We start from the raw sequence: 17,701 nt of genomic DNA on the forward strand, positions 1-17,701 counted from the left end.
ACGATCCGACGCCCGGCCGCCTGAGTACCAGCGATCGGACGCCCAACCGCCTGAGTACCAGCGATCCGACGCCCGGCCGCCTGAGTACCAGCGATCGGACGCCCAACCGCCTGAGTACCAGCGATCCGACGCCCGGCCGCCGCACGCGTACCGGGCACTGCCTGTGCGGCTCGGTCAGCTACCGGTTCGACACGGAACCCGAGGCCGTCGTCCTGTGCCACTGCGGCCACTGCCAGCGCCACACCGGCTCCGCGTTCTCCACGAACGTCCTGGTCGCACGCGATGCCCTGGACATCCAGGGCGCGCCCAAGTCGTACCGGACCACCGGCGCGGAGAACGGCAACGCGCGCGACCGGCTCTTCTGCGGCGAGTGCGGCACTCCGATCCTCACCGTCCTGCACGAGCGGCCCGATCTCGTCATCGTCAAGGCGGGCACCCTCGACGACCACAAGGGACTGGAGCCGTCCGCCGAGGTGTGGCTGCGCCGCGCGCAGGACTGGATCGAGCCGGCCAGGCACCGGGCGCTCTTCGACGGCGACGCGAAGTAGCGGCGCGTCGCTCCGTCCCGGGGCCGCGCCCTCCACGCACAGGCCAGGCGCCCCACGCAGAGGACCGGCGCCCCCACCGCAACCAGAAAGTAGAAGCACACCATGAGCTTTCAGACCATCGACCCTTCCACCGGCGAACTCGTGAAGGAGTTCCCGTTCCAGTCGGACGACGAGGTGTTCGCGGCGCTGGACACCGCGGACAGGCTCTATCGCGAGGACTGGAGGTTCAGGCCGGTCGCGGAACGGGCCCGCGTCGTCGCCCGGGCCGCCGAGATCTTGCGCGAGAAGCGGGACGAATATGTGGAGTATCTGACGCTCGAAATGGGGAAGGTGACCCGCTTCGGCGCATTCGAGGTCGATCTCGTGGCCGACATTCTCGATTACTACGCGGAGCACGGAGAGGAGTTCCTCGCCGATCGGCCGCTGCCCGGCGAGCCGGACGCGAAGCTGGTCACCGAACCCATCGGCGTCATCCTGGCGATCGAGCCGTGGAATTTCCCGTACTACCAGCTCGCCCGCGTCGCGGCCTCCCAGTTGGTCGCGGGCAACGTCGTCCTGATGAAGCACGCCGAGAGCGTCCCGCAGTCCGCCCTGGCCTTCGCCCGGCTCTTCGAGGAGGCGGGCGCGCCGGAAGGTGCCTATACGAACCTGTTCTGCGGCGTCGACCAGATCGCCGCGCTGATCGACGACTTCCGGGTGCGCGGCGTCACCCTCACCGGCAGCGAGCGGGCGGGCGCCGCCGTCGGCGAACGGGCCGGCCGCAACCTCAAGAAGGTCGTCCTGGAACTGGGCGGCAGTGACCCGGCCCTGATCCTTGAGGGCGCGCCCCTGGACCACGCGGTCGAGCAGGTCGTCATGGGACGCACCTACAACTCGGGCCAGGGCTGCGTCAACATCAAGCGGGTGATCGTCGTCGGCAGGGAACGGGGCGAGCGGATGCTGGCGGCGCTCAAGGACCGCTTCGCCGAGATCAAGGTCGGTGATCCCAGGGACGTGGCCACCCAGGTCGGCCCTCTGGCCAGTGAGCGTGCTCTGCGAGGGCTGCTGCGGCAGATCCGGGAAGCCGCGGACGCGGGCGGCCGCGTCGTCCACGGCGGCGACCGGGTCGACCGCCCCGGCTTCTACCTCGAACCGACAATCATCACGGACATCACCGAGGACAACCCGCTCCACCAGGAGGAGGCCTTCGGGCCCGTGCTGTCCTTCTACGTCGTGGACAGCGAGGACGAGGCGATCCGGCTGGCCAACGCCACCAGGTACGGGCTGGGCGGCTACGTCTTCGACGCCGACGTCGACCACGCCCGGCAGGTGGCGGCCCGCATCGAGGCCGGAATGGTGTACATCAACTCCTGCTTCGCCGACTCGCCGAGCCTGCCCTTCGGGGGCGTCAAGAACTCCGGGTTCGGCCGTGAGCTCGCGGAACCCGGCATCGGGGAGTTCGTCAACCGCAAGATGGTGAAAGTCGCGCGGTGACGACGGGCGCGCCGGGCGTCATGGCCGGCGGCTTTTCCCGGTGCCGGCGACAACGAGGAATGCGGACGTTGAATGCGCAAGCACAAAATCAGCGCTAATGCGCTAATCGCCGCGCCCGTCACGCTGTTGGCGCATTCATCGAGCGGTCCTATCGTTGAATTCGTGGGCGCGGCAGCGGCGATCGCCACGCGGCCACCGGCCATCACGTAAGGGCGCGGCCCCCGCCGATCGCATAGGGGCGCGGCCCGCCGCCGAGGGCGAGACAGGCTAGACGGAAAGGGACAGAACCCATGAGCACCGTCATCGTCATCACAGGAGCCTCCAGCGGCTTCGGCGCGCTGGCCGCCCGCGCCCTCGCCGACAGCGGCAACACCGTGTACGCGGGCATGCGCGAGACCGCGGGCCGCAACGCCTCCCAGGTGCGGGCCGCCGCGGACTACGCGGCCGAGCACGGGGTCGACCTGCGCGCGATCGAGATGGACGTGAACTCCCAGGGCTCCGTCGACGCCGCGATCGCGGGGATCGAGACCGAGCACGGACGCGTCGACGTCCTCATCCACAACGCCGGTCACATGGTCACAGGACCCACGGAGGCCTTCACCCCGGAGCAGCTGGCCGCGCTCTACGACGTCAACGTGCTCTCCACCCAGCGGGTCAACCGCGCCGTGCTGCCCGGGATGCGCCACCGCGGGCAGGGCCTCGTGCTGTGGGTGTCCAGCACCTCCGTCAAGGGCGGCACCCCGCCCTACCTGGGCCCGTACTTCGCCGCCAAGGCCGGCATGGACTCCCTCGCCGTCTCCTACGCCGCCGAACTCGCCCGCTGGGGCGTGGAGACCACCATCGTCGTCCCCGGATCGTTCACCAGCGGTACGAACCACTTCGCCCACGCCGGCCGCCCCGCGGACACCGCCGTCGAGGCCGAGTACGAGACGAAGTACGCGGGGCTGATGGAGCAGGTCGCGGGCAAGCTCGCCGCCCTCGCCCCGGAGGGCGCGGACGCGTCGATGGTCTCCGACGAGATCGCCCGCATCGTCGCCCTGCCCGCGGGGGAACGGCCGTTCCGGGTGCACGTCGACCCCGCCGACGACGGCTCCGAGGCGGTCTCCGAGGCCGCCGACCGGGTCCGCCGCGAGTTCCTCGCCCGCGTCGGCCTCGCTGACCTCCTCACCGCACAGGGCTGAACAGCGGCGGACCGTTCCGGCACCCAGAAGACGTCCACGCGCCGTACCCCACGGGAGGCAAGGGAGGACGCGCGCGGCCGTCTCTCACCCGACGAGAGCCCCGGCGAGTTCCCGAGGCCGGGCGGCGAACGGGCTATGGCTGCCCGGCAGGGTGTGCACGGTGAACGGTTCGTGCGGCATGGCCCGGTCCGCTTCTGCGATCATCAGGTCCTGTACGGCCGCCGCCAGGGCCCGGTCCTGAGCGCAGCGCAGGAAAGTGCGCGGGACACGGCCCCACCGCGACGCGGTCAGGGCGACCGGCGTGGACGGGATCGCGAGCGGGAGGTCGGGGCTGAGCGCGGAGCGCCAGCGGTCGAAAAGGCCGGCGGGCGTGTCGTGGTAGTGGGTCTCGCGCAGCTCCTCGACGTAGGCGGGGTCCGGCGAGAGCGGGTCGATCCGTATGGCGCCCAGCGCCTCGGGGTCACCGACGTGGAGGCCCGCTCCCCGGGCGGTGGCGTTCTCGGGGGCGTTCACGTAGTCGAGGAACCGGGGGCGTCCCGCCGGCACGAACGCCGAGAGATAGACGATGCGGTCGACCAGTTCGGGCGCGCGCTCCGCCGCGAGCGACGCGGGGCCGCCGCCCGCGCTGTGCGCGACGAGCACGACACGGCCGTAGCGGCGGACCCGGCGCAGTGTGCGCAGGACGGCGTCGGCGCAGTCGTCCATCGTCACGCCGGCGAGCCGTGACCTCTCGGTCAGCAGACCGGGCCTGCCGGGCAGCAGGTACCCGCTGGGCAGCGCGGCGCCGAAGCCGTGCCCGGGCAGGTCGACGGCCACGCTCGCGGCACCGAGTCCGACGAGGGCGCGCTGTGTCGCCGCCCACTGCCACGAGCCGTGCCAGGCTCCGTGCACCAGCACAAAGACCGTGTCGGTGTCGGTGTCGGTGTGGCTGTCGGTGTCGGTGTCGGTGTGGTCGGCAGAGGTGTCCGGAGAGCGCGTCATGGCGTCCACTCCAGCCGACGGGCACGGTGTCATCCTGCGAAAGATATGGAACGCACATCTGCGATACCTTCTGTGTATCGGACGCATATCGGACGCGTATCGGACGCCCGTACCGGACGGGTGTCCCGCGTTCCGTACGGGGGACCCATGGAGGCGCGGCATCTGCGGTACGCGCTCGCGCTCGCCGAGCACGGGCACTTCGGCCGGGCCGCCCAGGCACTTGGCATCGCGCAGCCTCCGCTGTCCAAACAGATCGGCGACCTGGAACGCGAGGTCGGGGCGCGGTTGTTCGACCGGACGAGCCGGGGCGTGTTCGCGACCGCGGCGGGCGAGGCGTTCCTCGCGCGGGCGCGGCGGGCGCTGGTGGAGATGACGGCGGCCACGGTCGACGCCGGGCGTGCGGCACGCGGCGAGACGGGCCGGCTGCGCCTGGGCTTCGTCGCCTCCGCCCTGCTCGAACCGCTGCCGGACCTGCTGGGCCGGTTCGGCCGCGAACAGCCGGGCGTACGGCTGGAACTGCACGAGACGGCTTCCAGCCGCGGCGCCACCGCGCTCATCGCCGGGGAGCTCGACGTGGCCATCACCCTCGGACCGCCACGCGGCGCCGGGGCGGAGCGCCTGGTGTCCGTCCCGATCGGGCACGACCACATGGTCGCCGTCGTGAGCACGGCGCACCCCTACGCGGGGCGGCGGACGGTGAGCGTGGACCAACTGCGCCGCCAGCAGCTGATCGTGGCGGGCGCCGTGGACGAGCCGGCGGTCGCCGCGGGACTGCGCACCCTGCTGGGCGCCGACCTCTCCCCTCTCGGCGACGCGACCGTCGCGAGGGACGTGCACACGATCATCGGCCTCGCGGCCTGCGGCCTGGGCGTCGGCCTCGGCCCGTCCCGGATGCGGGCGGCCCCGCGCCCCGGCACGTGGTTCTGCGAGGTGACCCCGCGCACGCCCCTGCCCGATCTGGTCCTGTCCTTCGCGGCCCAAGACGACTCCCCCGCGCTGGGCGTCTTCCTCGACACCGTACGGAAGAACTGCCCCGCCGTCGGCGCCGCGCTCGACCAGCGGCTCGCGCCACGGTAGTCGAACCCGACTCAGCGACCTGTCCGAGAGGGCGTCCCCGGGGACGGGGCGTGCGAGCGGTCGTGGTCTCCGGCCGGCGGCAACGCCCCCGTCAGTACCTGCGGTCCCTCAGCGTCCCTGCACTCCCAGTGCCCTGTGGCCCCTCAGCGTCCCTGCGCTTTGTCAGTGCCCTGCGCTAGGTTCCAAAGCATGGACTCGGCCTCTCTCCTTCATCATCTGCGCGAAGAACTCGACGCGTTCCGCGGCTGCCTCGACGGCGACCTGGCGGTGCCCGTCGAGCACTGCGGCGCCTGGACGCTGCACGATCTGGCCGAACACCTGGGCACCCAGAACCTGTGGTCGGCCGCCGCCGTCACCGAAGGGCACGGCAGGTACAAGGCGGACGCGGCCCCCCGCGATCCGGCGGCGGTGGCCCCGTGGTTCGAGGACACCTCAACGACCCTGCTCAAGGCCCTGAGCAGGGACCCGTCCGACGAGGCCTGGACGTTCCATCCCCCGCACACGGTCGGGTTCTGGCGGCGGCGCCGCGCGCTGGAGACGCTCATACACCGGTGGGACGCCGAGCACGCCCTGGGCACCGCGCGCCCGCTCGACCCGGCGCTCGCCGGGGAAGGCGTGGCGGAGGTCTTCGACACGATGGCGCCGATGCAGGTGTCCCGTGGGCGGGTCGAAGCGCCTCGCGTCGCCCTGCGTCTTGAGGCCACGGACCTTGGATCGTCCTGGAGTTACGGCCCGGGTACGCCTGTCGCCACGCTGGCCGGACCCGCGGAACAACTCCTGCTCCTGCTGTGGGGCCGGACGGCCGTCACCGACGGGGCGTTCGTCTGGCGCGGTGACCGGCAGGCAGGTCTCGCGGCGCTCTCCGGCATCACGACACCTTGAGCGGGCCCGTGTTGACGGTGGTGACCGGGAGGTACGCAGAAGTGAGGGGCCGACCGCGACGGTGACGTGACAGGCTCACCGGCCGGTGTCGGCCGCGTACGTGACACACAGTCATATCCGATGGAGGTGCATGTGATGCGCAAGCTCCGAAGCGTCACCCCGGCCGCGCGCAGGCACGAGGTGCCCGAGGGCGGCCCCCTGCCGGCTGACGTCCTGCCCTACCTCCTCCACCTGCCGGAGGACTACGACTCCGACCCCGAGCGCAGATGGCCGCTGGTGCTGTTCCTGCACGGCGCCGGCGAACGCGGCTTCGATCTGGACTCCGTGACGAAGCACGGCCTCCCGAAACTGGCGGAGGCCGGCACCGAGTTCCCCTTCGTGATCGCCACCCCGCAGTGCCCGGCGTCCAGCCAGTGGGGCGCCGAGGTGACCACGCTCGCCGGGCTCCTCGACGACGTCGCCGCCGACTACCGCATCGACCCGTCCCGGGTCTACGCCACCGGCCTGAGCATGGGCGGACACGGCACCTGGAGCCTCGCCATCCGCTACCCCGAGCGCTTCGCCGCCATCGCCCCTGTCTGCGGAAGCCTGTGGCTTCAAGGCGTCGAACCGATCCGCGCCCTGCCGGTGTGGACCTTCCACGGCGAGGAGGACAAGACCATCCCGATCGAGAGCACCGAGAAGATCGTGGCGGGCCTTGAGGCCCTCGGCGGGGACGTCCGCTTCACCCGGTACCCCGGCGTCGGGCACGACTCCTGGACCCAGACCTATGACAACCCCGGTCTCTACGACTGGCTCCTCGCCCATCGCCGTACCGACCTGGCCGGGTCGCCTACGGCCGCCAGTCCCTCCTGAGCAGCCCGAACACCCACGAGTCGGAGACCTCGCCGTTCACGACGCAGTCCTCCCGCAACGTCCCTTCCCGCACGAATCCGGCCTTCTCCAGCACCCGGGCGGACGCCGCGTTGCGCGTATCGGTCTCGGCCTGGACCCGGTTCAAATCCAATGTGTCGAACGCCCACCGCAGCAGGGCGCGCGCCGCCTCCGTGGCATAGCCGTGGCCCCACGCCGCGTCGTCGAAGCAGTAGCCCAGCGACGCGCTGCGGTACTCCGGGTTCCACCGGCTCAGACCGCACCAGCCGATGAAGCCGCCGTCGGAAACACGGTCGATGGCCACCCGCGCCCCGGTGCCTTCGTCCGCCATCGTCCGGCAGGCCGCGATGAAGCGCTCGGCGCGGGCCCGCTCGCGCCACGGCGGGGTGTCCCAGTAGCGCAGCACGTGGGAACTGCTGTGCAGCGCGAAGAGAGGGGCCGCGTCGGCGTCGGTGAAGGGGCGCAGGCGCAGGCGATCGGTGTGCAGCACGGGAGTCGGCAAGGTCATGCGCACCATCTTGCCCCGCCCCGAGGGAGGCCGGTACGGGCGAACGCCTGCGGGCGCGGTCACCCCATCGCCCGCCGGATCGCGCCGCGCAGCCCGTTCTCCTCGGTGACCCGCGCGCGGAGCCGCAGCAGCAACGGGGAGTCCTCGCCCGCGTCGCCGTCGGCGTCGGGGACGCTCTCGCCGCCCCGGCAGCGCGGGCACGCGCACGGCGGGAAGCGCAACGGGTTGAACTCCGGCAACGCCCCTTCCGGGCGGGTCACTTCGACCCCCGGTCCGCACACGCGTCCGTGGCCCGGTGGCGCCGGAGCAGCACGCGGCAGTCCGTCGCCCTGCTGTGGTCGCGCTGCGCGTTGGCGACCGCTTCGGCGTGCAGGAGTTCACCGCACGTCCGGCACGCGGCGGCTTGATCGGCGGGCACCTCGGGAGCCGGGGCGTCGTACGGATTCTGGTCGTTCGAGGGACAGCTCTCCGTGCACACGATCGCACCTCTCTGTAGTCATTCCACTACCAAGGGCGTTCAGATTCGCCTAGAGTCGAGGCGTCTTCAACGTTTCGGGAAAGGAAGAAAGGCCGGTGTTAGCCCAATGAACATCCGGGAGTTGGACCCCGACAGCTCGCCGCAGGCAGCGTTCGGAGCGCGTCTGCGCAGGTTACGAGTTGAGCGCGGGTGGACGCAGGAGGAGCTGGGGAATCACATCGGGTACTCCAGTACGCATCTGTCGTCCGTGGAAACTGGTCGGAAGTTTCCGACCTTGCGCCTCGCCCGGCGCGCTGATGAGGCGCTGGGATCGGCCGACGTTTTCGAGCGCGAGTGGCGCGAGATGCGGCACGGCTCGCTGCTGGAGGGCTTCCCCGAATTCATCGAGTACGAGAGCCGCGCGGCGGAGATCCGGCTCTACGAGGTCGGCGTCATCCCCGGCCTGCTCCAGACGCCGGAGTACGCGGCGGTCCTCGCGGAGAGCGCCGTCAAGCGTGGGGCCATCCCGCCCGAGCAGGCGGAGGAACGGGTATCCCTCGTCGCGGAGCGGCAGGCCGCCATCGCCAGGACACCGCCACCGCTGGTGTTCGTAGTACTGGACGAGAGCTGCATCCGGCGGCCCGTCGGCGAACCCGAGGTCATGGAGGCGCAGTTCGCGCGGCTGGCCGCGTTCGCCGAGTTGCCGAACACGGTGCTCCAGGTCGCTCCGTTCACCATGGGGGTTCGTCGTCCGTTCAATCTGCCGGTGACGATCCTGACCCAGACGGATCGCTCACTCATGTCGTACGCCGAGTCCGCCCAGCAGGGCCATCTGGAACGCGACATCCCGTTCGTGCTCCCCGTCCTGACGGCCTACCATCAGCTACAGGCCGAAGCGCCGTCGCAGGCGGCGTCCGTAGCCATGATCGAGCAGGCAGGAAAGGGCACCCCGTGACGACCGAAACTCCCCGTTGGTTCACGTCCTCCTACAGCGACAACGGCGGCCAGTGTGTCGAGGTCGCCGCCAACCTCGCCGCCACGCACGGCATCGTCCCCGTCCGTGACACCAAGAACCCCACAGGACCGGCCCTGACCCTCCCGGCCACCGCCTTCACGTCCTTCGTGACCGGCGTCAAGGCCGGAGAGTTCCGCGCCGCCTGACCCTTCACAAGCCACAGCGCGGAAAGCCCCGCCACACCCCCGAATCCGGGCGGCATGGCGGGGCTTCGCGTCATCTGGGGCGCGCCCCGCGCGGGCGTCACGCCAGCAGTCGTCGTACCAGCGGCAGGAGGTCGTCCGGGTCGGCCGCCGCCAGATGCTCCAGCGTGCCCGTGCGACGGGCCAGTGCCACGCCCACGAAGGCCGCCGTGAGCAACTCGGCGCGCAGGGCGGCCCGTTCGTCGCCCTCGGAGGCGAAGCGGTCGCGCAGGGGGGCGACGATGCGGCGGTCCAGTTCCGTCGCGGCGGCGGCCTGCGCCGCCGGGTCGTCGTACGGGCGTACCGCCACCTGCGTGACCGGTCCAGGACCCTGCCGGTCGATGCGGTCGAAGAGGCCCGCGAGCCGGTCGGCGTCGTACAGGTCGGCGAAGCTGTCCGCGTCGCTCTCGGCGTTCAGGACGGCGAGGAAGAGCAGCGCCTTCCCGCCGAAGTAGCGCGCGATCATCGACGGGTCGACGCCCGCGCGTTCACCGATGTCCCGGGCGGTGGTGCGGTCGTAGCCGCGTTCCCCGAAGAGTTCCCCGGCCGCCTTCAGCAGCCGCTCGCGGCTGGCCGCCGCGTCCCGGCGCCGGGGGGCGGGCCCGTTGTTCGTCGGCGGCATGGGCGTCAGTCTCCCGTCGTGTCGCTTCGTACCCGCTCACCGGCCCCCGCCCGCTCGGACGTGCGGACGAGGGGCACCGGCCCCGCCGCCTCGGCGTCGGCGAGGCCCTCGTCGGCCAGCACCCGGTCGCCCGGGGCGACCGTCGCGGTGGTGGTGGAGGCGTCGCGCATCCGGTCCCTCAGGCGCGGGAGCAGCAGGGCGACGACGGCGGTCGCGATCCACATGGCGCAGCCGATGAGGCCCGCCTCCGTGTAGCCGCCGTCGACCGGCAGGCTGCTGCCGGAGGGGGTGCGCGCCGCGAGTACCACGGCGCTGAGCGTACTGCCCGCCGCGTAGCCGACGTAGCGGATGACCTGGTTGAAGCTGGTGGCGCTGCCCGTCTCGTGGAGGGGCACCGAGCCGACGATGAGGCCGGGCACGACGGCGAAGATCGCGCCGACGCCGAGGCCCGCGAGGGCCATGGCGACGAAGATCTCCCACAGCGAACCGTGCGCGAAGCTGAGCATGGCCAGGGCCAGCAGGCCCACGACCGAGCCGAGCGCGAGGGCGGCGCCCGACGATATGCGGGTCACAGCGGCGCGGGTGAGGCGGGTCGAGACGGCGCTCGCGGCGGAGAACGGCGTGAGCGCCAGGCCCGCGAGAAACACCGAGCCGCCCAGGCCGTAGCCGCTGCTCGCCGGTGTCTGGATGAGGCGGGTCACCAGGGAGATGGGGAGGTACATCCCCACGCCGGCGAGGATTCCGACGGCGTCGGCGGTCAGCACCGCGTTGTGGCGCAGCAGCCGCAGCTCGACCAGCGGGTGCGCGGCGCGCAGTTCCCGTACGACGAAGCCGGCGAGCGCGAGGACCGAGGCGGCGAGGACGCCGAGCAGCAGCGGGGAGGTCCATCCCCAGCCGTCGCCCTCGCTGAGCGCGAGGAGGAAGCCGACGAGCGCGGCGCCCAGCAGCACCGCGCCGGACAGGTCGACGGGGTGGCGGGTCCGGTTCCGCGCGGGCGGTACGACGATCGCGGCGACGGTGAGCCCGAGCGCGCCGACGACGGCGCCGAACCAGAAGGCGACATGCAGGCCGCCGAACTTCGCGATCAGCCCGGTGATCGGGTAGCCGAGGCCGATGCCGACGACCGTGGTGACCGACAGTACGGCGGCGGCGGGCCGGGCCCGCTCGGGCGGCAGCGCGTCGCGCACGGCGGCGATGCAGAGCGGGGTCAGGACCAGCCCGATGCCCTGGAGCGCCCGCCCCACCAGCAGAAAGGTGAAGCCGAGCGGGAGCGCGGCGAGCACGGCTCCCGCCGTCACGCAGGCGAGCGAGCCGACGATGACCCGGCGGCGGTGCGGTCCGTCGCCGAGCCGCCCGGCGAGCGGGGTGGCGACCGCGGCCACCAGGAAGACGATCGTGAGCGCCCACTGGGCGTCCCCGGCGGATATGTGGTCCGCCTCAGCGATCGTCGGGATGAGGGGCGCGCCGAGGCTGCCCACGACGGCGACGACCATGGCGACGAAGATCAGCCCGGGTACGAGGAGTCTGTGAGGGGCCGGGGCGCCGGCATCGCGAGGGTTCACACCGTTCATGCGATAAGACTACAGGTGATGTCTACGAGCGATGTCTACGCCTGTTGGCCTCCCCTGTCGGCCTCTATTGGCTTCACCTGTCGGCATCGCTGGAGTCGCGCCGGTGGGGCGTAGCGCCGATGATCGGTGGTTCGCGATCGCTACCGTGGGCGGTATCGACGGATCGATCCAGTGGGACTCGCCGGGGAAGCCGTCACCGATAGCGCACCGGACATAGCACATGAGGATGCTTATTCAATGACAAGTCACAACGCGACCTTCAGTCCGATCAGGTGGGTGTCGGCCGCCCAGGCCGGCGAGCAGGTGCGGGGCGTCTGGACGAAAGAACTGCTCCGGTCCCCCGACGGTGACTCGTTCACCTTGCTTCGGATGGGGCACGGCGCCAAGTTCGAGCTGTCCGGCGGCGCGGATGACCGCATCCTGGTGTTGGACGGTGAACTCGTCGTCTCGGCTGGTGACGAGCGGGAAGAGGGAACATCGCACCGCAGCGGTGCGTACTGTGGACTGCCCGCCGGCGGAACCGCTGTGGTATCGACCCCAGACCGGTGCCTGGCTCTCATACTGAATGGCGAGCGGCTGGGCGATCCGGCGGACGACGTGTTCGACCCCGACGGCTGGCACGAATGGAGCCCCGGTCAGTGGAGCAAGGCGCTCCTTGAGGTCGAGTTCGACGAGAATTTCGACGAACGAATCGTCGGACTGGCGCACTTCGAGCCTGGCTCGGTCGCGCCCAGGCACCCGCATCAGACCGCACACCGGTTCCTGTTTCTCGACGGAGAGGCCGACGATGAGTTGGTTTTCCCAGACGGAACGCGGCAGACCGCCCATCGGGTGCGAGGGGACTTTGTCGACTATCCGTACCCCGTCGAGCACCAGTCCTTCAGCAAGACAGGCTGCACGATCCTCTTCCTCCACGAGCCCATCGCCAGGTAGCCCGACGCGGTCACCGTCGGCCGCGTGACCTGCCGCGTAAGAACTGCTGGACGATCGCGGAGCGGGCCGGTGAGACCGGTCCGCGCGGCATGCGGCGTCTGCCGTACCGGGCCGTCCGGGAGGCCGACGGCGTCGATGATGACGCGCGAGAGGAGCCAGCCTAGGCTCGGGGGATGCGGATCATCCTGGTGAGCGGCCCCTCGGGGGCGGGGAAGACCACGGTCGCGCGCATCCTGGCACAGAGCAGGCTCTCCCCCGGCGTGCACCTGCACACGGACGACTTCTACGCGGCGATCAAGCAGGGCCTGCTGGCGCCATACCTCCCGGAGGCGCACGCCCAGAACGAGACCGTGACCGGCGTGATCGCGCGCGCCGCGGCCGGATACGCGGCGGGGGGCTATCACACGGTGGTGGACGGGGTGATCGGGCCGTGGTTCCTTAAGACCTACGAGGAAGCGGCGAAGGCCGCGGGCGTCCCGCTCGTCCACGCGGTGCTCCGCCCCGACCGGGAAACCGCGCTGCGCCGCGGGGCCGCACGCCCCGGACACCCGCTCACCGACCGGGAGATCCTCGGGCAGATCTACGACGGCTTCGCCGACCTCGGCCGCCACGAGCGGAACGTTGTCGACTCCACCGAGCTCACCCCGGAGGAGACGGCGGACGCCGTGCTCCGGCTTCGCTGAGGGCGACGAACGCCGCACGGGACGGCACCCGCCCCATGAGGAGGGTCAACGGCCGATCGCCTTCCCCGAGCCCTCCCCGAACCCGAGAAGGAACAGGACTCCGACGCTCAGCAATACGGCCCCGCCAAGGAGAGGGAAAACAACATTGAGGATCTTCCTACCGGCGAGATCGATTCGCGCGACGTTCGGGTCGTCGGGGGAATAGCGAACAGGGACTTCGCCACCCACGGGCAATCTCCTGACGCCCGATGATCGGGACTGGAACGTGTGCCGGATGCCCTGCGCGTCAACGAATTCGACCACCGCGAAGGACACGCTGCTGCGGCCTTGACCGGGATGATCCCTGTCATGGCGGACGACAAGGCCCCCGACGCGTGTCCCCCTACGCGTGAGACGGCGCTGAGTCAAAGCCTCGTGGAGACCGAAATAGAGGCCGAGAGAACCCGCTACCAGAAAAACCACTCCCATCACCGCCACCTCCCTGAACCCGCGGTGGACCATTCCTTGAAGAACTCATGCCGTAGGCGTGGAGGGCGCGCCGGGCGAGCGGCACCGGGCCGCTCGGACCACACCGAACAGACCTGGCCCATACGGGCTTTGGCGCCACGGAATTCCATAGGGCGGTCAGCCCCGCCAGCACATGCCGTGCCGATGGCGCAGGCGATGGATCTCCCACCACGCCAGTACCGTCACCGACGCCGGCCCGCCGAAGACCGCGCAGACCGCCAGCGGCCCCGGAAACGGCGGGGGACCGCCTGTGGCCCGGCTGACGAAGGCGAACACCCAGACCGCGGCACACGTCGCCAGTACGGGGAGCGCCGGATGGAGGGCGGACAGGGTGAAGCCGTTGCGGACTGCCGGTCCGGAAGCGAAGCACAGAAAGTAGACGGTCCACCAGAACGGCGTCCAGAGAGCCAGCAGAGGAAGGTACATGAGGAATATGTTCACTTCGCCGTTGGTGTCCGACAGGGCCCGCATGGCCCCGAGCGCCGCCAGGCACAGCAGCGGCACGAGCACCCAGGCACCGATGTATCCCAGGATGCGCAGGCCGGCGTCCCTGAAGTGCGCCCGCATGAGCAGCCGCCTTCGGCGTCGGGCCACCCAATACAGCACCGCCGCCGCCAGCACCGCGCTCGCCAACGCCAACCAGGGGGCGAGGTAGAGCCGTTGCAGGAACTGGTCCCAGGCGTCGGACGCACCTCCATAGACAGCCAGCAGCCCCCCTGACATGGCGAGGGCGACCCACGCCCGTATCCGTTGCACCGTCAGAACGGTGTGGTCCTCGACGCGTCCTGCGGGCCGCCCGGGAAAAGCGCGGCGGGCGACCCGGCGCGCCGACCGGGCAACCTCGTAGGAGAGCACCAGCACGATCGTCAGCCACCACATGCACGGCACCAACAGCACCCACACGACAGGGCGCACGCTCCCGGGGCGTCGGCCTCTCGCCAGCTCGGGCGACGCCGGCCACTCATCCTCACGCAGCCGTTGCCACAACGGTGTGTACGGCTGTGGTGTGTTGTCCGGTCCACGTGGGGGACGAGGAGGGGGCGTACGCGGACCGCGTGGGTCGGAGTCCATCCCACTCCCTTTCCGGTGTGGAGAGATTCCGGTGTGGAGAGAAAGACGCGCTCCGCCCGCCCGCGGTTCCGGCGCATTCAGGCAGGTGGCTCCCGAGGAGGGCGCCGGGATCGCGGCACCGCCGGCGGGTCCGGCCGCGGACGGGTGGAACGGGGTCCGGCGAGGGGTCGTCAACCGACGAGAGAGGCGCGCTCCTGGGTACGATCCGTCAGTACGACCCGTCAGTACGACCCGCCAAGCGCGTACCTTTCGCGTCCCTTTCGCAACTTCAACTCTGGGAACGACTAGTGAGTGATCCCCTGACCGGACAAGTGGTCATCGTCACAGGAGCCTCGTCGGGAATCGGCGAAGCGACAGCCAGACTTCTGCACGAGACCGGTGCTCATCCGGTCCTCGCGGCGCGACGTGCCGACCGGCTCACGGCCTTGAGCCAAGAACTCGACGGAGCCCTGGCCGTACCGACCGACGTGACCGCGCCGGAGCAGGTGCACGCACTCGTGCGGGCGACGGTTGACCGGTTCGGACGAGTGGACGGCTTGGTCAACAACGCCGGGGCGGGTTCCTTCTACCGGCTGGACGGCATCGAGCCCGGCGCGTTCCTGGACCTCCTCAACCTGAACGTCGTGAGCACGGTGACCGCCATTCAGGCAGTGCTGCCCCACATGCGCGCAGCCGGACACGGCCGCATCGTGAACGTCAGCTCAGGTGCCACCCGGAAGCCCATGGCGGGCAACTCCATCTATCCGGCCACCAAGAGCGCGGTGAACTGGCTGAGCCAGACCGGGCGGCTCGAACTCGCAGACGACAATATCCAGGTCACCCTGGTGTTGCCGTCGGTCACGGACACCGAGTTCTACCCGCACGGCAACCTGCCCGCGGGCATCGAGGCGCATTCCGCGCACTACGTCGGACGCGTGATCCTGCGAGCCCTGCGCACCGGCGAAGAGCGCATCGACATCCCGCAGGGCCCCGAGCAGCCGGACTTCCCCACAGGCGGCTGACGCACGCGCTGACGCGGCGCCGGACGCGCTCCGGGCGGGAGGTCTGGCGGCCGGGGCCGCTCTTTGGTGGGATCTGCTCATGGAGACCTCTTCCCCCGGCGGCGTGCCGGCCCCCGTGTACGACAGGATCGGCGCAGGCTACCGGGACGTCCGCCGCCCCGATCCCCGGCTCGCGGCGCTGCTGCGCGAGGCGCTCGGTGACGCGCGCACCGTCGTCAACGTCGGCGCGGGCGCCGGTTCGTACGAGCCGGAGGATCTGGCCGTGACCGCCGTCGAACCGTCGCAGGTGATGCTCGACCAGCACCCGGGACCGGTGAAGGTGCGGGCGGGCGCCGAGGAACTTCCCTTCCCCGACGGCTCGTTCGACGCGGCCATGGCCGTGATGACCGTGCACCACTGGAGCGACCTGGCTCGCGGCCTCGCCGAACTGCGGCGGGTCGCACGGCGCCAGGTGGTGTTCACCTGGGACGTGGCCCACCGCCCCGAGCTGTGGCTGCTGCCGGAGTACCTGCCCGAGATCCGGACGATGGAGGAGAGCCGGTTCACCCCGGTCTCGGAGGTGGCCGCGCTGATGGGCGCGCACACCGTACTGCCGTTCCCCATCCCGCACGACTTCACCGACGGCTTCCAGACCGCCTACTGGCGGCGCCCCGAGCGGTTCCTCGACCCGGCGGTCCGCGCCGCGAACTCGACGTTCGCCCAACTCCCCGCCGCCGTGGTGGAACCCGCCATGGAACGACTCCGCGCCGACCTCGACTCCGGCGCCTGGTCCCGCCGCCACGCGGACCTCCTCACACGCGAGAGCGTCGACTACGGCTACCGGATACTCATCGCCGACGCGGACGCCCCACGGGGATGACGCCCGTAGCGCCGGCCGCGACGGCGGCACCGATCACAGACGCCGACGCGGCCCGCCCGGGCCCCGCGAGGCCGGGCGGCGCCTCAATGCCTGGCGTGGCGGACTGTCAGGCGGCCGAAGCCCATGGCGCCGGTGATGCGGACGGTCGGGCCGCCGGGGCCCGACGGCAGCCGGGCCTTGTAGCGCGAGGCCTTCCACTCCGTGTGGAGGCCGTCCAGGTCGACGATCGCGTCGCGGGGCACCGTGATCTCGGCCCCGCCGGTGCCGAGCTGCAGCTCGATGTCGATGACCGGGTACTCGATGACCGCCCGGGACAGATCCAGGCGCACCCTTCCGTACGCGGACTCGACCTTGAGGTTGCGGGGGACCCGCCACACGCCGCGCCGCTCGATCCGGCCCGCCGCCGCGCCGATCGTCGCCGTGGTGGCGGGCGGCTCCTCGGGGAGCGGGGCCAGGACGGACGCCAGCTCGCCCGGCGCCGTCGCGGTCAGCACGCGGTGCAGGCGGGTGTCCAGGTCCGCGTGCGAGATGAGGCCCTCGGCATACGCCTCCTGGAGGCGTCGTACGGCCGTATCGCGGTCGTCTTCGCCGATCAGCGAGGGCGGGTTGTCCGGCAAGGGGGTCACCTTCTCAGCCTACTGCCGCGCCCGGCGCCGCTCCAGGGCGGACAGCGGGGCCCCGGGCCGCGCACACCGCCTCACGCCCGGTCGAGCCGGAGCCGCAGTGCGCGCGGCAGGCCCGCCACCACCAGGTCGTAGCTGTCCTCGATCAGCTCGCGCACCATGCGCGGGGGCAGTCCCGGGACCGTCACGGTGTTCCAGTGGCGCTTGTTGAGGTGCCAGCCGGGGACGATCGCCGGGTGGGCGGCCCGCTGCCGGACCGCCTCCTCCGGATCGCATTTCAGGGAGACCTTCAGCGGCTCCTCCCCCGGCGCGCAGAGCGCGAAGATCTTGCCCTCCACCTTGAAGACCGTCAGCTCCGGGTTGCGCGGGAAGGGCGTCTCCTCGGCCACGGCGGCGAAGCTCAGGCAGAACGCCCGCAGCGCCGCCGGCGTCAGCTCCCGCTGGTCTCCCGCGCCGCGCGGCGTCACGGCGCGACCTGCTGCCCGTGCTCGGCGCCCGCGGGCAGCGGCTCCGCGAGGATGGTGAGGATCTTGTTGCGGCGGCCCGGGGGGGGGGGGGGCGGGGGCCGGGCCCGCCCCCCCGCCCCCCCCCCGCGGGCGGCGGGCGGCGGCCCCCGCCCGGGCCCCGCCCGCCCCCCGCCCCCCCGCCGCCCCG

General features: G+C 71.4%; 23 protein-coding genes and 1 pseudogene. 13 read left to right on the plus strand and 11 right to left on the minus strand.

Going from position 1 to position 17,701, the window contains the following annotated elements; all coding sequences use genetic code 11:
- From LCE31_RS07425 to LCE31_RS07435, 3 genes are all read left to right on the plus strand, one after another.
- On the plus strand, positions 1 to 548 hold a 548-nt coding region (locus LCE31_RS07425; RefSeq protein ID WP_225013199.1), incomplete at its 5' end, for a GFA family protein.
- A gap of 102 nt (positions 549 to 650) precedes the next feature.
- On the plus strand, positions 651 to 2,021 hold the full coding sequence (locus LCE31_RS07430) for an NAD-dependent succinate-semialdehyde dehydrogenase (RefSeq protein ID WP_225013200.1): 1,371 nt from the start codon (positions 651 to 653) through the stop codon (positions 2,019 to 2,021).
- A 290-nt stretch (positions 2,022 to 2,311) separates the two neighbouring features.
- Positions 2,312 to 3,202 carry an SDR family oxidoreductase gene (locus tag LCE31_RS07435; protein ID WP_225013201.1) on the plus strand — a complete coding sequence of 297 codons (891 nt, stop codon included), beginning with the start codon at positions 2,312 to 2,314 and terminating at the stop codon, positions 3,200 to 3,202.
- Positions 3,203 to 3,286: 84 nt separating this feature from the next.
- Here the strand turns inward: LCE31_RS07435 and LCE31_RS07440 are convergent, their stop codons facing one another.
- Positions 3,287 to 4,183, minus strand: a complete 897-nt coding sequence (locus tag LCE31_RS07440) for an alpha/beta fold hydrolase (protein ID WP_225013202.1) — start codon at positions 4,181 to 4,183, stop codon at positions 3,287 to 3,289.
- Positions 4,184 to 4,330: 147 nt separating this feature from the next.
- Here LCE31_RS07440 and LCE31_RS07445 point away from each other — a divergent pair, with 147 nt between their 5' ends.
- From LCE31_RS07445 to LCE31_RS07455, 3 genes are all read left to right on the plus strand, one after another.
- Positions 4,331 to 5,260, plus strand: coding sequence for a LysR family transcriptional regulator (locus LCE31_RS07445; protein WP_225013203.1), 930 nt, complete (start codon positions 4,331 to 4,333; stop codon positions 5,258 to 5,260).
- Between the two features lie 189 nt (positions 5,261 to 5,449).
- Positions 5,450 to 6,142, plus strand: coding sequence for a maleylpyruvate isomerase family mycothiol-dependent enzyme (locus LCE31_RS07450; RefSeq protein WP_225013204.1), 693 nt, complete (start codon positions 5,450 to 5,452; stop codon positions 6,140 to 6,142).
- A gap of 135 nt (positions 6,143 to 6,277) precedes the next feature.
- A complete protein-coding gene (locus LCE31_RS07455) occupies positions 6,278 to 6,997 on the plus strand; it encodes an alpha/beta hydrolase-fold protein (RefSeq protein ID WP_225013205.1) in 720 nt (239 codons plus the stop codon).
- Here LCE31_RS07455 and LCE31_RS07460 read toward each other — a convergent pair.
- From LCE31_RS07460 to LCE31_RS07470, 3 genes are read right to left on the minus strand one after another with little or no spacing between them, the layout of a single operon-like run.
- Positions 6,975 to 7,523: a GNAT family N-acetyltransferase gene (locus tag LCE31_RS07460; RefSeq protein ID WP_225013206.1), complete on the minus strand. Its 549-nt coding sequence runs from the start codon at positions 7,521 to 7,523 to the stop codon at positions 6,975 to 6,977. The genes LCE31_RS07455 and LCE31_RS07460 overlap by 23 nt on opposite strands.
- 59 nt (positions 7,524 to 7,582) lie before the next feature.
- Entirely contained in the window at positions 7,583 to 7,762 is a 180-nt protein-coding gene (locus LCE31_RS07465) for a hypothetical protein (RefSeq protein ID WP_225013207.1), read from the minus strand.
- Positions 7,763 to 7,779: 17 nt separating this feature from the next.
- Positions 7,780 to 8,001, minus strand: coding sequence for a hypothetical protein (locus LCE31_RS07470; RefSeq protein ID WP_225013221.1), 222 nt, complete (start codon positions 7,999 to 8,001; stop codon positions 7,780 to 7,782).
- Positions 8,002 to 8,107: 106 nt separating this feature from the next.
- Between LCE31_RS07470 and LCE31_RS07475 the strand changes: the two genes are divergently transcribed.
- Entirely contained in the window at positions 8,108 to 8,935 is an 828-nt protein-coding gene (locus LCE31_RS07475; RefSeq protein ID WP_225013208.1) for a helix-turn-helix domain-containing protein, read from the plus strand.
- Positions 8,932 to 9,141, plus strand: a complete 210-nt coding sequence (locus tag LCE31_RS07480; protein ID WP_225013209.1) for a DUF397 domain-containing protein — start codon at positions 8,932 to 8,934, stop codon at positions 9,139 to 9,141. The genes LCE31_RS07475 and LCE31_RS07480 overlap by 4 nt, the downstream gene beginning before the upstream one ends.
- Positions 9,142 to 9,238: 97 nt before the next feature.
- On the opposite strand, the gene LCE31_RS07485 is transcribed toward LCE31_RS07480, so the two are convergent.
- Positions 9,239 to 9,799, minus strand: a complete 561-nt coding sequence (locus tag LCE31_RS07485; RefSeq protein ID WP_225013210.1) for a TetR/AcrR family transcriptional regulator — start codon at positions 9,797 to 9,799, stop codon at positions 9,239 to 9,241.
- 5 nt (positions 9,800 to 9,804) lie between these two features.
- A complete protein-coding gene (locus LCE31_RS07490) occupies positions 9,805 to 11,370 on the minus strand; it encodes an MFS transporter (RefSeq protein WP_225013211.1) in 1,566 nt (521 codons plus the stop codon).
- A 237-nt stretch (positions 11,371 to 11,607) separates the two neighbouring features.
- Here LCE31_RS07490 and LCE31_RS07495 point away from each other — a divergent pair, with 237 nt between their 5' ends.
- The 3 genes and pseudogenes from LCE31_RS07495 (at position 11,608) to LCE31_RS07505 (ending at position 12,986) form a co-directional block, all read left to right on the plus strand.
- Positions 11,608 to 12,303, plus strand: coding sequence for a cupin domain-containing protein (locus tag LCE31_RS07495; RefSeq protein WP_225013212.1), 696 nt, complete (start codon positions 11,608 to 11,610; stop codon positions 12,301 to 12,303).
- A 26-nt stretch (positions 12,304 to 12,329) separates the two neighbouring features.
- Positions 12,330 to 12,455: pseudogene (locus tag LCE31_RS41500) on the plus strand (IS701 family transposase); the annotation flags it as partial.
- A gap of 21 nt (positions 12,456 to 12,476) precedes the next feature.
- On the plus strand, positions 12,477 to 12,986 hold the full coding sequence (locus LCE31_RS07505) for an AAA family ATPase (protein WP_225013213.1): 510 nt from the start codon (positions 12,477 to 12,479) through the stop codon (positions 12,984 to 12,986).
- A gap of 45 nt (positions 12,987 to 13,031) precedes the next feature.
- Here the strand turns inward: LCE31_RS07505 and LCE31_RS07510 are convergent, their stop codons facing one another.
- Positions 13,032 to 13,487 (minus strand): DUF3592 domain-containing protein, encoded by a 456-nt coding sequence (locus LCE31_RS07510; RefSeq protein WP_225013214.1) that lies wholly within the window; start codon positions 13,485 to 13,487, stop codon positions 13,032 to 13,034.
- 123 nt (positions 13,488 to 13,610) lie between these two features.
- On the minus strand, positions 13,611 to 14,390 hold the full coding sequence (locus LCE31_RS07515) for a hypothetical protein (RefSeq protein ID WP_374118427.1): 780 nt from the start codon (positions 14,388 to 14,390) through the stop codon (positions 13,611 to 13,613).
- A 461-nt stretch (positions 14,391 to 14,851) separates the two neighbouring features.
- Here LCE31_RS07515 and LCE31_RS07520 point away from each other — a divergent pair, with 461 nt between their 5' ends.
- Positions 14,852 to 15,565: an SDR family NAD(P)-dependent oxidoreductase gene (locus tag LCE31_RS07520; RefSeq protein WP_225013216.1), complete on the plus strand. Its 714-nt coding sequence runs from the start codon at positions 14,852 to 14,854 to the stop codon at positions 15,563 to 15,565.
- A 79-nt stretch (positions 15,566 to 15,644) separates the two neighbouring features.
- A complete protein-coding gene (locus tag LCE31_RS07525) occupies positions 15,645 to 16,424 on the plus strand; it encodes a class I SAM-dependent methyltransferase (RefSeq protein WP_225013217.1) in 780 nt (259 codons plus the stop codon).
- Positions 16,425 to 16,507: 83 nt separating this feature from the next.
- Here the strand turns inward: LCE31_RS07525 and LCE31_RS07530 are convergent, their stop codons facing one another.
- The 3 genes from LCE31_RS07530 to LCE31_RS07540 form a co-directional block, all read right to left on the minus strand.
- Positions 16,508 to 17,050: a DUF1707 SHOCT-like domain-containing protein gene (locus LCE31_RS07530; RefSeq protein ID WP_225013218.1), complete on the minus strand. Its 543-nt coding sequence runs from the start codon at positions 17,048 to 17,050 to the stop codon at positions 16,508 to 16,510.
- A 71-nt stretch (positions 17,051 to 17,121) separates the two neighbouring features.
- Positions 17,122 to 17,481, minus strand: coding sequence for an MmcQ/YjbR family DNA-binding protein (locus tag LCE31_RS07535; protein ID WP_225013220.1), 360 nt, complete (start codon positions 17,479 to 17,481; stop codon positions 17,122 to 17,124).
- Positions 17,482 to 17,510: 29 nt separating this feature from the next.
- The coding region (locus LCE31_RS07540; RefSeq protein WP_225013219.1) for a hypothetical protein at positions 17,511 to 17,701 on the minus strand (191 nt) is incomplete at its 5' end.

Source organism: Streptomyces sp. 8L, from assembly GCF_020176795.1.
Taxonomy (GTDB): Bacteria; Actinomycetota; Actinomycetes; order Streptomycetales; family Streptomycetaceae; genus Streptomyces.